This is a genomic window from Teretinema zuelzerae, assembly GCF_021021555.1.
In the GTDB taxonomy this organism is placed as follows: domain Bacteria; phylum Spirochaetota; class Spirochaetia; order Treponematales; family Treponemataceae; genus Teretinema; species Teretinema zuelzerae.
The window spans coordinates 918771-934742 of record NZ_JAINWA010000001.1; the positions used below are offsets into that span (position 1 = coordinate 918771).

At 46.9% G+C, this 15972-nt stretch carries 9 protein-coding genes, 1 tRNA gene and 3 rRNA genes; 7 read left to right on the plus strand and 6 right to left on the minus strand.

The features are described 5' to 3' along the window. Positions 1–25 precede the first annotated feature (25 nt). The 6 genes from coaE to malQ all read left to right on the plus strand — a co-directional run bounded on the left by coaE (position 26) and on the right by malQ (position 7544). Entirely contained in the window at positions 26–646 is a 621-nt protein-coding gene (gene coaE, locus K7J14_RS04210; protein ID WP_230753503.1) for a dephospho-CoA kinase, read from the plus strand. A gap of 7 nt (positions 647–653) precedes the next feature. Beyond that, positions 654–1550, plus strand: a complete 897-nt coding sequence (locus K7J14_RS04215; RefSeq protein WP_230753506.1) for an SPOR domain-containing protein — start codon at positions 654–656, stop codon at positions 1548–1550. A 53-nt stretch (positions 1551–1603) separates the two neighbouring features. Next, positions 1604–2992 carry a hypothetical protein gene (locus K7J14_RS04220; protein WP_230753509.1) on the plus strand — a complete coding sequence of 463 codons (1389 nt, stop codon included), beginning with the start codon at positions 1604–1606 and terminating at the stop codon, positions 2990–2992. Between the two features lie 101 nt (positions 2993–3093). Beyond that, on the plus strand, positions 3094–5181 hold the full coding sequence (gene fusA / locus K7J14_RS04225) for an elongation factor G (RefSeq protein ID WP_230753512.1): 2088 nt from the start codon (positions 3094–3096) through the stop codon (positions 5179–5181). A gap of 10 nt (positions 5182–5191) precedes the next feature. Next, the gene (locus K7J14_RS04230) at positions 5192–5875 is read left to right on the plus strand and encodes a hypothetical protein (protein ID WP_230753515.1); all 684 of its coding nucleotides are present in this window, start codon (positions 5192–5194) and stop codon (positions 5873–5875) included. A gap of 124 nt (positions 5876–5999) precedes the next feature. After that, positions 6000–7544 (plus strand): 4-alpha-glucanotransferase, encoded by a 1545-nt coding sequence (gene malQ / locus K7J14_RS04235; RefSeq protein ID WP_230753518.1) that lies wholly within the window; start codon positions 6000–6002, stop codon positions 7542–7544. A 132-nt stretch (positions 7545–7676) separates the two neighbouring features. Here the strand turns inward: malQ and rrf are convergent. From rrf to K7J14_RS04265, 6 genes are all read right to left on the minus strand, one after another. Further along, positions 7677–7788: ribosomal RNA gene (gene rrf, locus K7J14_RS04240) — 5S ribosomal RNA — on the minus strand. Positions 7789–8007: 219 nt separating this feature from the next. Beyond that, a 23S ribosomal RNA gene (locus K7J14_RS04245) occupies positions 8008–10972 on the minus strand. A gap of 318 nt (positions 10973–11290) precedes the next feature. Beyond that, a tRNA-Ile gene (locus K7J14_RS04250) sits at positions 11291–11364 on the minus strand. Between the two features lie 353 nt (positions 11365–11717). Further along, positions 11718–13259, minus strand: a 16S ribosomal RNA gene (locus K7J14_RS04255). Together the 16S, 23S and 5S rRNA genes with 1 tRNA gene alongside form the textbook arrangement of a ribosomal RNA operon. Before the next feature lie 555 nt (positions 13260–13814). Continuing rightward, entirely contained in the window at positions 13815–14411 is a 597-nt protein-coding gene (gene pgsA, locus K7J14_RS04260) for a CDP-diacylglycerol--glycerol-3-phosphate 3-phosphatidyltransferase (RefSeq protein ID WP_230753521.1), read from the minus strand. Between the two features lie 81 nt (positions 14412–14492). Continuing rightward, the gene (locus K7J14_RS04265; protein ID WP_230753524.1) at positions 14493–15314 is read right to left on the minus strand and encodes a cytidylate kinase-like family protein; all 822 of its coding nucleotides are present in this window, start codon (positions 15312–15314) and stop codon (positions 14493–14495) included. Positions 15315–15392: 78 nt separating this feature from the next. Here K7J14_RS04265 and K7J14_RS04270 point away from each other — a divergent pair, with 78 nt between their 5' ends. Next, complete coding sequence (locus K7J14_RS04270; protein ID WP_230753527.1) at positions 15393–15950, plus strand: NUDIX hydrolase; 558 nt, start codon at positions 15393–15395, stop codon at positions 15948–15950. Positions 15951–15972 lie beyond the last annotated feature (22 nt).

Sequence of the window (15972 nt, forward strand, 5' to 3'; positions counted from 1 at the left end):
CGCAGATCTGTCGGGGAACTCGATCATGACAGCCCGGAAACAGGCAGTCATTGGATTAACGGGCCCCATGTGCGCGGGAAAGAACCAGGCGGCGGAGATTCTGGAACAGAGAGGATTCCTGGTTATCGATGCCGACCAAACCGCCCGTCGTGCCATGGATGCAGTCGAAAAGGATGTACTAGCCGCATTCGGAACCGAAGCCGCCGAAAAAGATATCCTCCTGACTACCAAAGAAGGCAAAATCGATAGAAGACAACTCGGCAAGCTTCTTTTCGCCAACCAACAACTGCTTGCCCGTCATGAAGCGATCATATATCCGGAGATAGACAGGCTCTTGAACGAGTACATCGATTCCAATACGGATAAAACAGTTGTCATCAATGCGCCTCTTTTATATAAGTCGAACGTTCTTGCCCGTTGCGTCTTTGTCATTTACATAGACGCTCCGTTCATTATCCGTTTTCTTCGAGCTTCGAAACGGGATACGCTTCCGCCATCGCAGATAATCGATCGTTTTCGCGCGCAAAATAATCTCTATGCTCAATATATTTCCAGAAATGTCGATATTCTAAAAGTAAGTAACAGCGGAACGCTTCGAGTCCTGAAAAGAAGGCTCGAAAAACAGCTCGAAAGCAGAGGATATTGAGGCATTTATGGAACAGAAAAAAATACTGTGGATTCTATTCGCGGTCAGCGGATTCATCGTGCTTGTGTTTGGATTTGCCCTGATCCGTTTCACTCCATCCAAAACACGGGAACCTGCGTTCCGCCCTGCAGTGGCGATGACGCAAGCGCCTTTAAATGCGAACCAGAACCGAACCGATGTTGCTCCATCGGCGACTGATGCGGCTCAAACCCCTGCCGGCGCCGCAGACGCTCAAGAAGCGCCGGCCGGCATCGATCCCGATAAATGGGTCAGAGATCCCGAGCAAGCTCCCGGGCTTCATACGAACATTCCCCCGGCAAGCAATATAAACCTCACTATTGTAAACGGCGATAATGCGGCCGCGACATACGGAACTCTCGACGTACGAGGATTGACTCGGACCCAGGCTGACGTTGCGCAAGGCAACGAGGCAGCCGGTCAAAGTTCCCTGGATACAAGCGTTCAAACCCCGCAAAACGTCGTTTCAGCTGATACCGACAAGGCACTTGCCGGTCAAGCCGCCGCGTCGGATAGCGTAGCAGCACAAAAATCTGTTTCATCGACGGCTTCAAAGCCGGCGCCCGAGAAAAAAATAGTTTCAACTCAGAGCAAGCCGGCGAAAGCCGCCCCGGCAAAAACTAAAACGCCTGTTGCAGTAACCGAGTATTGGATACAAACCGGTTCATTCGCAAGCAAGCTGAATGCCGAAAAAGCGCGCGAGTCTTTGACCAAACGGGCATTGAAGGCAGAAATATTCACCAAGGAAGTATCCGGCGCAACAAACTACCGCGTGCGGGTTGGACCCTATACAGCAAAATCAGAAGCCGACTACTGGCTTGGAACGATAAAGGATGTAGCCGAGTTCAAGGGCAGTTACATCTCTGAAGTAAAAACAAAAAAATAACCATATTGTGATCGCTGATCCCGGGCATAATCCGGGATCAGATCCTATCGATCTTGACGATGGGATCTAATCGATTAAGTTTTCGGCTGTTATTCTCCGTTTCCCTACCCTTGTTCATTATGCCAACCCTTACTGGAGAAACCAGCATAACAATTTCCGGCAACCCGGAAGACTCTATTGCATTACATGCAGAACAAAACTGGAATACAATAAGCATTCATGCAGACGCGATCAGCAAAAAAAGCGAGAACGGATTCGATCAGGAATTGAAAACCCTTTCGTTTCTGGCAGAACCATTTACGAACACAGCGTTGTATATCGGTTCATTATCCTCTAGCGGCTTATACTCGCGATCGAGAAATCCCCTGCCGCAGTACGCCTCATCAAAACCGCCGACGGTTCAAAAACCGATCAATACGATTTTCTCGCATTCACAATCGGCCATTCCCGCTAGCGGCGGATTCGCAATCGGTTTCCCGCATATCAAATTCGGACTTTCCGTCGATCTACAGGCTTCAGATGCAAGAATCCCGGATTTTACGCAAAATCCTGACCAAATCGGCCTTTATTTGGAAACGCCGCAGTCTATCTCAATTGGACCGATTCAGTTCAAGGGAGGAATATTCTCAAGCCTCATCTCCCGGAATAGAAAACCGGCAACCTCATGGTTTTCTGAAAAAACCGATGAATATTCTCCGCTGATACATTTTTCGCTTGGAGACGGATGGATGCGATGGAAGAAGCTCTCCGGCCGTTTTACCGTATTCCGCCGATCAAGTCCGATCCATCATGCACAACATGCGTTACGGCTGGAAGCCGATTATGCCATCCGTTCCATTACGTTTTCTTCGGGGATCTTTTATTGCCAGCCGGATTTCACAGACGCCGAAGATCAAAGCCCCGCCGCTACGTTCAGAATATGTACCGGATTCAATTCGGAATGGAGATTATCATCAATTGGAAGCCCTCTTATTCTATGGAGCGGTGTGATTTCCCGCGAAAAGCCGAAAAAAGAATCCTGGCATTCAATGCAACCAGATAAAACGAGCGCGGGCACCAGATCAATCGTCAAATTCAAACGAGTTTCAGTAGAAAACGAGTATATCTATTCAGGAGAAACTATTGAACACACTCATCAGGTCCGCATTAAACCTCGACTTTCAGGAAGCCCGACTGCTCATCTCAAAGCTTCATTCGAACATAGAAATATGAATATTTCCGGGACGTTGACATTAAAGCCTTTCAACGGTTTGTTCATTAAAACAGCCTCGTCATTCGGTTTTATCGATCAAAATCTGGAGGATTTAACCCTTCTTCAGACATTTCGGTATGTTTTTATGCGTGAAAGCTTTTTTTCATCCAGCGAAGCAGTATTTACAATACCTTTAAAAAAGACAAAACCATCCTTTTCCTTTTCGGCTACCGTCTCGCTTAAAAACTGATGTATTGCAACTGCCGCCTTTTTTCGATATACTGCGAAAGATTATCTGTTTTTAAAACATTTGCGTTTTCGCAAAATCTATATTGAGTGAGGTACAGGACTATGGCTATTGATATTTCCAAAATGAGGAATATCGGTATCAGCGCCCACATTGACTCCGGAAAAACAACCCTTTCCGAGCGTATTCTGTTTTACTGCAACAAAATTCATGCCATCCATGAAGTTCGCGGAAAAGACGGTGTCGGTGCTGTTATGGATAATATGGAGCTCGAGAGAGAGCGCGGAATCACGATCCAATCTGCATCTACACAGGTTCAGTGGAAAGATTACACCGTCAACGTCATCGATACGCCCGGACACGTCGATTTCACCATCGAGGTTGAAAGGTCCCTTCGCGTTCTCGACGGAGCGATTCTCGTTCTGTGTTCCGTCGGCGGCGTTCAATCGCAGTCCATCACCGTAGACCGCCAGCTCAAAAGATACCATGTACCCCGCATCGCTTTCGTAAACAAGTGCGACCGTACTGGAGCCAACCCGCTGAAGGTTCGCATGCAGCTCCGCGAAAAACTCGGTCTGAACGCATACATGATGCAACTCCCCATCGGCCTCGAAGATAAGCTCGAAGGAGTCGTGGATCTTGTTACAATGAAAGCCGTCTACTATGAAGGCGAAAGCGGAACCGAAATTAGAATCGCCGAAATTCCCGCTCACCTCGTTGCCGACGCGAAGAAATACCGCGAAGAGCTTCTCGACGCGGCTTCGATGTTCTCTGATGAACTTGCCGAAGCCTATCTTGAAGGAGCTGAAACCGAAGAGATGATCCATGCGGCAATCCGCAAGGGAACGCTCGGAGAACAGCTTGTACCGGTTTTCCTGGGATCCGCTTACAAGAACAAGGGTATCCAGTCTATGCTCGACGGCGTGATTCGCTATCTTCCCGATCCGACGGAAGTTAAGAACGTAGCCCTCGATCTCGATAAAAACGAAGAACCCGTAGTTCTTTCGTGCAATGAAAACGCTCCTACCGTAGCCCTCGGATTCAAACTCGAAGACGGTAAATACGGACAATTAACCTATGTCCGCATCTACCAGGGATCCCTGAAGAAAGGCGACGAGCTGTACAACACCAGAGCCAGAAAGAAATTCAAGGTCGGACGACTCGTACGTATGAACTCCGCAACTATGGAAGACATCAATGAAGGCGTACCCGGCGACATTGTAGCCCTCTTCGGAGTCGAGTGCGCATCCGGAGACACCTTCTGCGGCGGCGGTTTGAACTATGCAATGAGCTCCATGTTCGTTCCGAATCCGGTTATCGATCTATCCATTACCCCGAAAGACAAAAAATCGAGCGACCAGATGGCTAAAGCTCTCAACCGCTTCACGAAAGAAGATCCTACCTTCCACTGCTTCGTCGATCCTGAGTCAAATCAGACGATTATCCAGGGAATGGGCGAACTTCACCTTGAAGTATACGTAGAGCGGATGAAGCGCGAGTATAACTGCGAAGTCGAAACAGGAAAACCCCAGGTTGCGTATCGCGAAGCGATCACAACACGAGCGGATTTCAACTACACCCACAAAAAGCAGACCGGCGGTTCCGGACAATACGGTCGCGTTGCGGGATTCATCGAACCCATCGAAGATAAAGACTACGAATTCGTTGATGCCATCAAGGGAGGAGCGATTCCTAACGAATATATTCCTTCTTGCGATAAGGGTTTCAAAGAATCCATGAAGAAGGGAGCCCTCATCGGATTCCCCATCGTAGGACTTCGAGCGACCATCAACGACGGACAGTCTCACCCTGTAGACTCTTCAGACATTGCGTTCCAACTTGCATCAATCGGCGGTTTCCGTGAGGCATATCTCAAGGCAAAGCCTGCAATTCTTGAACCTATAATGAAGGTATCCATTGAAGGACCACAGGAGTTCCAGGGAAATATCTTTGGACTGATCAATCAACGTCGTGGTATAATTCTTTCATCGACCGAAGATGATAATTTCACCCGTGTCGATGCGGAAGTTCCGTTAAGCGAAATGTTTGGTTTCTCCACTATTCTCCGCTCGTCCACGCAAGGAAAAGCAGAGTATTCCATGGAGTTCTCCAAATACGGCAAGGTCCCCACCAGTGTCGCGGAAACTCTGATCAAAGAGTATGAAGCGAAGCGCAGAGCTGAACAGAAATAAGGAGTCGTCAATGGTTAAACAGGATCTTATAGAAAGAAGCCCTGTACGGATTTTTGAAAAATCCCTGGGCGGCGGTGTTTCTTCCGGGCAAATCGGCGTAATCGCTTCAAAGAAAGGTCTCGGAAAAACATCTATTTTAGTTCAACTTGGGATAGATCAGCTTCTGCAGGGAAATTTTGTAGTCCATGTTTCCTTCAATCAGCAAGCTAATCATGTAATGACTTGGTACGAGGACATTTTCACTGAACTGGCAAAAAAGAAAAATCTTGATAAAGCTTCCGAAGTAAAAGAAGACTTAATCAGCAAACGGATCGTTCTTAATTTTAATCAGGACTCCGTGAAGACCGCTCAGGTAATTAAAACCATCAAGGCTTTAGCAGAAGGCGGTTCACAACCGAATGCGCTCATAATCGATGGTTTTGACTTTTCAAGGGCAGATTCCGACAGCATGAAGCAGATGAAAGCTTTTGCCAAAGAATTGAATTTAGCAATTTGGTACAGCTCTAATGTTGAAACAGCTGATAAGGGACTCCCTTCTGCTTTGGCCCAATTTAGAGAAGACCTGGATGTCGTTCTCTATCTTGAACCTAAGTCAGACTGTATTCAGATTAAAGTTCTTAAAGAACATGAAAAGAATGAATACGATACAGATTTGAAACTCGATGTTAAAACCCTGTTGATAGCTGACAAGTAATTAACTGGAAACAGAAAACCGCCTTCGGGCGGTTTTTTTTTATTTATTGATGCTTGCAGAATTCACCGATTTCATTTATATTGAAGTAAACCGGTTTAGTATATTTTCCTTTAAGGAGACAGTCATGACTCTCAAGCGATCAAGCGGTATTCTGCTTCATCCCTCTTCATTTCCTGAAACGCCAGGAATAGGTACAATTGGAAAACAAGCATATAGATTTTTGGATTGGCTATCGGATGCCGGCCAGAGTCTTTGGCAAATACTTCCTCTCGGTCCTACAGGGTATGGAGACTCTCCGTATGCTTCATTCTCAACATTTGCTGGGAATCCCCTTCTTATTGATTTAGAAGATCTTGTCGATCGAAATTTATTAACAAAAAATGACATAGAACCTCCTGAATACATTAAAACATCAAATTCTATTGATTATGGGTCGGTTGTTTGGTGGAAAATCCCCTTATTAAAGAAAGCCGCTCAAAATTTTCGTAGACAACATCAAAGTACTGATTATGAATCATTTTCGACGGCGAATTCGTATTGGCTTGATAATTATGCTTTATTCATGAATATAAAAGAGTTTTACGACAAGAAAGCTCAAGATGAAAAGTTATTTGGAAAACTATGGAATAATTATTGGCCAATAGAACTAGCGACTCGCGACGAAAGGGCAATCGCCAATTGGAAAAGTGAAAATGAAGAAGGAATTGAATTGCAAAAGGTGATTCAGTTTTTCTTCTTCACTCAGTGGGAACGATTGAAAAAATATGCAAACCATAAAGGTATTTCAGTTATCGGCGATATTCCCATATTCGTAGCCTCTGATTCAGCCGATGTTTGGGCAAACCAGCACCTCTTTCAACTAAACAAGGATGGAACACCGATATCAGTAGCAGGCGTGCCACCAGATTATTTCAGCGAAACTGGTCAGCTATGGGGAAATCCGCTCTATAATTGGGATGCGATGAAAGCTACCGGGTATTCTTGGTGGATTGACCGTATTAGATCAATGTTGCATATGGTTGATTACATTCGAATCGATCACTTTAGAGGTTTTGAAGCATATTGGTCCATTCCTGCGAACGAAAAAACTGCGATAAACGGCAAATGGATTAAAGGTCCGGATCACGATTTTTTTGAAGCTATACAAAGAAATCTGGGAGATTTACCAATTTTAGCAGAAGATCTCGGACTGATCACAACAGAGGTACAGCGGTTAAGAGACGACTTTCATCTTCCTGGAATGAAAGTACTGCAGTTTGCTTTCGATGTAAATGAAGCCGGCAAAGACGGCTTTACTAATTCTTTTTTACCGCATATGTATGCCCCTAATTGCCTCGTATATACAGGAACACATGACAACGATACAATGCAAGGTTGGATCGATAATGCCAGCCCAGCTGAAATAAATCTAATCAAAGAATATTTAGGCGGAAATGTTTCTGATCAGAATCTTGTTTTCGAGCTAATACGTATATGCATGATGTCCGTAGCTGTTTTCGCGATATTTCCAATGCAGGATATTTTCGCAATTAGTTCAAACGGACGAATGAACACTCCCTCTACATTAGGAAACAACTGGACATGGCGAATGTCAGGTTCCCATTTAAATTCTTCAAAGGCACACTGGTTGAAACATTTATCAAGACTCTACGCGAGAAATATGAAATAACCATTGTATATTAGTATTAGCTTACAAAAAAAAGGATTGTCATTAAGTGACAATCCTTTTTTATCAGATAAATGAAAGAAGAATGCTGAGTTCGGTAATGTATAATAAAGAGTTCAAATTTAAAATAAAAAAGCCTGGCAGCTACCTACTTTCCCACTTTGCAAGCAGTATCATCGGCGTTAGAGAGCTTGACTTCCGTGTTCGGGATGGGAACGGGTATTGCCTCTCCACTATGGCCACCAGGCATTATTAACTAATGTCATGTGCGTCCGCTCATGTTTTCTTTCCGCCTGCCCTCTTCGAAAGACGTCTTTCATCAATTACGCCTTTTATAACAGGCTGTAGACTCTTTCGTAAGATCCATTTCCAACCGGTTTTGAGCGAACGGCAAACCGATTGATAGTACGCATGGCGCATAGGGTGTTTAGAAACGAGAAACGTATTTTAGAAGTAAAACGATAATATGGTCAAGCCTCACGACTTATTAGTATTGGTCGGCTGAACACATTACTGTGCGTAGACCTCCAACCTATCAACCTGGTAGTCTCCCAGGAGTCTTTAGGGGGATTAAATCCCCAGGGATGATTTATCTTGAGGTGGGCTTCCCACTTAGATGCCTTCAGCGGTTATCCCTTCCGAACTTAGCTACCCTGCACGTGCCCTTGGCAGAACAACAGGTACACCAGAGGTTCGTCCACATCGGTCCTCTCGTACTAAATGCAGCTCCTCTCAATCATCCAACGCCCATAGCAGATAGGGACCGAACTGTCTCGCGACGTTCTGAACCCAGCTCACGTACCGCTTTAATTGGCGAACAGCCAAACCCTTGGGACCTGCTTCAGCCCCAGGATGCGATGAGCCGACATCGAGGTGCCAAACTTTCCCGTCGATGTGAACTCTTGGGGAAAATCAGCCTGTTATCCCCGGAGTACCTTTTGTCCGTTAAGTGACGGCGCTTCCACTCGCTACCGCCAGATCACTAAGACCTACTTTCGTACCTGCTCGACCTGTCAGTCTCGCAGTCAAGCCTCCTTGTGCCTTTACACTCATACGCCGATTTCCATCCGGCGCGAGGAGACCTTCGCGCACCTCCGTTACTCTTTGGGAGGCGACCGCCCCAGTCAAACCGCCCACCTATCATTGTCCCCAGACCAGATTCATGGCCAAGGTTAGAATCCTAATTCAGCAAGGGTGGTATTTCACTTGTCGACTCCTCGCAACCTGACGGCCACGTCTCAACGTCTCCCACCTATCCTACACATGCTAAACCAAGATCCAATAATAAGTTACGGTGAAGGTTCACGGGGTCTTTCCGTCTAACTATGGGTAACCGGCTTCTTTACCGGTATATAAATTTCACCGAGTCTCGCGTTGAGACAGTGCCCAGAATCGTTACACCATTCGTGCGGGTCGGAACTTACCCGACAAGGAATTTCGCTACCTTAGGACCGTTATAGTTACGGCCGCCGTTTACTGGGGCTTCGATTCAAAGCTTCGCGGCTCCGCTAACCTCTCCTCTTAACCTTCCAGCACCGGGCAGGTGTCACCACCTATACGTCCCATTACTGGTTCGCAGATGGCTGTGTTTTTGATAAACAGTCGCCTGGGCCTGCTCTGTGCCACCCCCACTCTTTAACCAAACAGGGGCCACACTTCTTCCGAAGTTACGTGTGCATTTTGCCGAGTTCCTTAACGCGAGTTCTCTCGAGCGCCTGAGATTTCTCATCCCACCTACCTGTGTCGGATTACGGTACGGTCTTTTTCAACCTAGCCTTAGACAGTATTTCCCGGCACCGTGATTACGTCCGCTTCGCTTCGCCGTAGCTCTACTCGCTGTCACAGCTTACCTCTCGTGGTGGATTTGCCTGCCACAATCATCGGCTCGCTGCTTCGACCGGGACAACCGTCGCCCGGCCGGATTTCACCTCATGCGTCCTGCCTTCGAAATTGAAAAAGGTTCCGGAATATGAACCGGATTCCCATCGACTACGACTTTCGTCCTCGCCTTAGGGGCCGACTTACCCTGGGCAGATGACCTTTACCCAGGAAACCTTAGGTTTTCGGCGGAGGGGAATCTCACCCCTCTTTTCGTGTACTTATACCTGCATTCTCTCTTCCATCCCCTCCAGCGCCCCTCACAGGTACGCCTTCTTCGGTCCATGGAATGCTCCCCTACCACCTATACTAGTAGTATAGATCCGTAGCTTCGGTATACCGCTTAGCCCCGTTACATTATCTGCGCATGAACACTCGACCAGTGAGCTATTACGCACTCTTTAAAGGAATGGCTGCTTCTAAGCCAACCTCCTGGCTGTCTATGTATTCACACCTCATTTTACACTGAGCGGTATTTCGGGACCTTAGCTGACGGTCCGGGCTGTTTCCCTCTTGACTATGAACCTTGTCGCACACAGTCTCACTCCCATACGTTGACTTTCGGCATTCAGAGTTTGATTGGGTTTGGTAGGCGGTGAAGCCCCCTAGTCCATCCAGTGCTTTACCTCCGAAAGTTTTGTATGAGGCTGTCCCTAAAGGCATTTCGGGGAGAGCCAGCTATTTCCAGGTTTGTTTAGCCTTTCACTCCTAGTCACAAGTCATCCCTACCTTTTTTAACAGATTAGAGTTCGGTCCTCCACTCGGTATTACCCGAGCTTCAACCTGCTCATGACTAGATCACCTTGGCTTCGGGTCTACGACAACGAACTATTTTCGCCCTTTTCAGACTCGGTTTCCCTCCGGCTCCGTGACTTCTATCACTTAACCTCGCTCGTTACCGTAACTCGCAGGCTCATTCTACAAAAGGCACGCCACTACCCTTGCGGGCTGTGACATCTTGTTAGTGTATGGTTTCAGGTTCTATTTCACTCCCCTCGCCGGGGTTCTTTTCGCCTTTCCCTCACGGTACTTCTGCACTATCGGTAGCTACGGAGTATTTAGCCTTGGATCGTGGTCGACCCGGATTCCGACAGGGTTTCTCGTGCCCCGCCGTACTCAGGTACCGCATCAAAGAGACCGATCTATTTCGCGTACGGGGCTTTCACCCTCTTTGACTGGCCTTCCCAAACCATTCCGCTATATATCGATTTTATCACTCTTCGGCTTACGCCCATGCGGCCCTACAACCCCCGTTAAACGGGTTTGGGCTCTTCCGATTTCGCTCGCCGCTACTTTCGGAATCTCCGGAGGATCGCTCCTCTTCTTGATTTCTGTTCCCGGGTTACTTAGATGGTTCAGTTCACCCAGTGTGGCTTTCGTACCCTATTTTATTCAGATATCGAATGATGGAATCGCTTCCATCGGGTTACCCCATTCGGCTATCCAGGGATCACAGGATATGTGCTCCTTCCCCTGGCTTTTCGCAGCTTATCACGGCCTTCTTCGCCTCGTAGCTCCAAGGCATCCACCATACACCTATTCTTCGCTTGACCATATTATCGTTTCTTCTTTTCGATCCCTCTTCGTTTTCACGCGCCTTCCTCGACTGCCTCTCTTCTTTTCCACCCGTGTTACGGCTTTCTAAAAAGATCCGCTTCGCTTGCAAAACGCGCTTTTAAGAGATTCAAAAAGAAACCTTCGTTTCTTAACTTCATCGCATTTCTGCGATGCTTCTCGTTTCCTTCCCTATGTTGTATGTCAAATATCGCTTGTTTCGCCAGCATCTTGATCAGCCGCCCGCAGGCAACACGCTATCAAAACCGGCTTCTTTCTTTTCCGAACCTGCATTTCACTCGTCCGGGTCAGATCAATGGGCCTGATTAGAGTTGAACTAATGACCCCTTCCTTATCAGAGAAGTGCTCTAACCGACTGAGCTACAGGCCCGTCAGAAACAGAAGTCTTAAACCCCTCTTTTCTTTCGCTTCGCTCCCCGTTCGTACCGGAGACGTCTGCGAAATATGGAGGAAAAAACTCGTCTTTCTGTATAAAAAAAGGTAAAAGGAAAGAAGGATTTTCAAGATTCGTTTTGATTCGATTCGAATATGCCCTGTTGTACACGCGCATTGCAGCGCCAGGGACTTTTTTTCGTAACAATCGGTTATCGCTAACCGTTTGTCGAAGCTTCTGCCGTTAGACAGAAAGCTTCTATTGAAACGCTCGCTCTTTGCCCATGGATGTTTTCGGTCGAAGACCGGAAACTCCAGGGCGAAATGCGAAGCATTTCGCCTTTCTCTCAGAAAGGAGGTGATCCAGCCGCACCTTCCGGTACGGCTACCTTGTTACGACTTCACCCTCCTTACTAAGCGTACCTTCGGCACCGCCCTCCCTTACGGGTTAGACTAGCGACTTCGGGTACCCTCAACTCGGATGGTGTGACGGGCGGTGTGTACAAGGCCCGGGAACGTATTCACCGCGCCGTGCTGATGCGCGATTACTAGCGATTCCAACTTCATGAAGTCGGGTTTCAGACTTCAATCCGAACTACGGTAGCTTTTTTGCGTTTTGCGTGACCTCGCGGTTTAGCATCGCTTTGTAGCTACCATTGTAGCACGTGTGTAGCCCTGGACATAAGGGCCATGATGACTTGACGTCATCCCCACCTTCCTCCGGTTTGTCACCGGCAGTTCCGCCAGAGTCCTCACCTTAACGTGTTAGTAACTGGCAGTAGGGGTTGCGCTCGTTGCGGGACTTAACCCAACACCTCACGGCACGAGCTGACGACAGCCATGCAGCACCTGTCAAGCGGCGTATTGCTACGCTGATATATCTCTATACCATTCCACTTGATGTCAAACCCAGGTAAGGTTCCTCGCGTACCATCGAATTAAACCACATGCTCCACCGCTTGTGCGGGCCCCCGTCAATTCCTTTGAGTTTCACCCTTGCGGGCATACTTCCCAGGCGGTACACTTATCACGTTAGCTTTGGCACTGAGACTCATGCCCCAACACCTAGTGTACATCGTTTACGGTGCGGACTACCAGGGTATCTAATCCTGTTTGCTCCCCGCACTTTCGCACCTCAGCGTCAATCATCAGCTAGAAACCCGCCTTCGCCACCGGTATTCTTCCAGATATCTACAGATTCCACCCCTACACCTGGAATTCTAGTTTCCCCTCTGTGATTCAAGTCTGGCAGTACCCAATGCAATTCTACAGTTAAGCTGCAGGATTTCACACCAGGCTTACCAAACCGCCTACATGCCCTTTACGCCCAATAATTCCGAACAACGCTTGCCCCCTACGTGTTACCGCGGCTGCTGGCACGTAGTTAGCCGGGGCTTATTCACCGACTAATGTCATCATGATGTCATTCCCTACACCACTTATTCTTCATCAGCAAAAGGATTTTACAACCTTTCGGCCTTCTTCATCCACGCGGCGTCGCTCCGTCAGACTTTCGTCCATTGCGGAATATTCTTAGCTGCTGCCTCCCGTAGGAGTTTGGGCCGTATCTCAGTCCCAATGTGTCCGTACACCCTCTCAGGCCGGATACCCATCGTCGCCTTGGTGGGCCGTTACCTCACCAACTAGCTAATGGGACGCGGGCCCATCCTCGAGCCAGGCCGTAGCCTGTTTCCTCTTCTCGCCACAGCAAAAAGAGCGTATTCGGTATTATCCACTATTTCTAATGGCTATCCCCATCTCAAGGGTAGGTCACCCACGCGTTACTCACCAGTCCGCCACTCTAGGGGGAGCAAGCTCCCCTTGCCGTCCGACTTGCATGCTTAAGACGCGCCGCCAGCGTTCGTTCTGAGCCAGGATCAAACTCTCCATGATATATTCTCTAAATCCCTTGCGGGATCAAGATATCATTTTCAAGTCCTCTCCCTTTAATCTATTTAAAGGAATTGCTTTCTTCTTTTTTTCGCCCTTTGCAGAGCTACTCTTGTTCAGAAAGCGTCAAGACCGCTTCTTCGTTTCCGATTTCAGCAATCTATCGAGGTTTGTTATTCTCTTCTCTTTTTCGCGAACCTCACCGTTTGGTTGTCTGCACACTATCAAAAGAATGCTTTGTTACAAGCGTTCTTCTCTTCGTATACTGACGCTTCAAACAGCGTCCTTCTTTCCCTTCCCTTTATTTTCAAAGACCATTTTCGCTGCCATCCCCTGTTCGGGTTTAGCGGCAAGTGAATCGACTGTATCACAGCTTCACGCTTCCAGTCAATCCCTTTCATCTTGATTCCCTGCATTTTTATTTAGAGCAGAAAAAAAAACTTTGTTGCAAACTTTATTGAAAACCGGATTCACGGCTATTCGTCTCAGCGCAACGAGGCAATTTATAACACTTATCACACTTGAAGGTCAAGCGTAATTGACTATAAATTTCATCATTTAGACATCATTCTCGGTCTTTTTCCAAACATTGCTAAAATGCGTCAGATAATCAATGAAGGATGCAACAGATGCGATTACTGCAAACGTGTATAACGCATAATTTACATAAGCAAGCCAGGCAAAATGGTCTACCGGCGAATATCCCAAGCGAACACCGGATTCGAGGAGCAAAGAAAACCCTGCAGCAACGATATATAAAACGGTTTTCATTTTACCGCCTTTTCTTGCTCCGATAGCGATTCCTTTCCTGCTTGCAAGCATGCGGATAAACATTATCCCCATTTCCCGATACAGAATTATCAAAAAGAAAACCACCGGCATATAACCGTCTAATACAAAAATTAAAAGAACGGTCAAATTTGCAAGCACATCCGCAAAGGGATCGAAGAGCTTCCCAAAATCGCTGACGGTTTTCTCTTTTCTCGCATAATAGCCATCAAGAAAATCGGTGAATTCCATAAAAACAAAATACGGAAACAACATCCAAACCAATACATCAAGTTCAAAACCAGTCCACTTTGAAAAAAAATAGAGAATAAAAAAAACAGGAGCCATTACGATTCGCAGGGCAGTATAGAAATTAGCTTTACTCATTCTTCAATAATCCATATTGGCCAAAAAAGTGTCAAGGCAAGAATATCTGAGTACACCCGCGCAAACAACCGAGAGCGCATCTCAAGGGTATGATTTATAATCCTGAACAATGCTGATACCGGAAGAGATCTTTTTTCCCGGAGCCATGGTTCTGGCAACGGAAAGCACTTTCTCTATCACCGCAGATGAATCAGCTACGCCATGGAGAATGATCTCGGAAGCCGAGGCAGTCGCCTCAAGGAAGTGAACAGGCACCTTCAAATCAAACACAATATGGTTAACGATTTTTTGGGCAAGCAGCAAATCTCCAATTCTCTGAATTCCTTGAGCGTCGACGTTTGTCGATACGGTTAATGCACAGGCATCGGCAATGATCTTCGCGGCCGTTTCCGGAGTCAGCTGATCGGTGTTAAGAACCAGGTTGTAGCTAGAAGCATCGTCTTGATCAATATTGAAGAAACATTTATGAAAACCCTGCCGATTATTATCGCTTTCCATCATGAGAGCCTGGGCTTTTTTTTCGTTCCAGGAAAATTCTTCCATTAACCGAGCAATTCTGACTTGATCGGATGCGATCAATCGTACGGAGTAGCATCCGGGAACATCCTTCAAAATAGCGAAACCGCCTCTTCCTATAAAGACGCAATTTCCCGCTTTCGCCCGCTCGTAAACAGCTTCACGTAGATAATCAAAATATTCATCCCTATCACGCGCCAGTGAAGCCCAAAAACCCGGTTTTCTTTCATCGTATTTTTTAAGGCTTTCCGCGGTTATCCCGTGTTTCAGCAAATCGTCTTCAAGCATTTTTCTATTTACAAACGAATATCCGAGCTGGCGGGAGAGTTCAGCCGCGACCTCGTCTCCGAAAGATGCAATCTGTCTGGAAATGGTAATAATTGCCATATCGAACCTCCTGCAAATAGTATATTATCCACTATTAGAATAAGCCGTAGACCTTCATATGTCAAAGGAGAGATCGATATGGACCTTTCATGGAAACCCGTATCAACAGCTAAAGCCTTCAGTACAAGAGTATTTGAAGTACATGAAATAGAAAGCCTGTCGCCGGACAATCAGAAAGGCACCTATTATACTCTCCATGCTTCTGATTGGGTTATTGTTGTTCCCAGCCTGTCGATAAAAGGCACAGAAGCGTCGTTTATAATGGTCGAACAATGGCGACACGGAACCAGCGCAAGAAGCATCGAGTTCCCCGGGGGAGTCATAGATCCGGGGGAAACGCCGGAACAGGCGGCGCACAGAGAGCTCGCAGAAGAAACCGGCTACATTGCCCGTTCAATGACGCATTTAGCATCCATATCTCCAAATCCGGCCATAATGGACAATTATTGTCACATATTTTTGGCTGAAGATCTTCAAGATACCAAAGAAAGAGATCTGGACGAGGATGAGTATGTCGCATGTACGGTAATGACGGAAAGCGAAGTATTGAAAAAAATGGGAAAGAATCCATTCAATCACGGACTTATGCTTGCGGCCTTATTCCTGTATACGCAAAAAAAAGCCGAAAAGGAATAATTGCATTCCCTTCCGGCTGTTT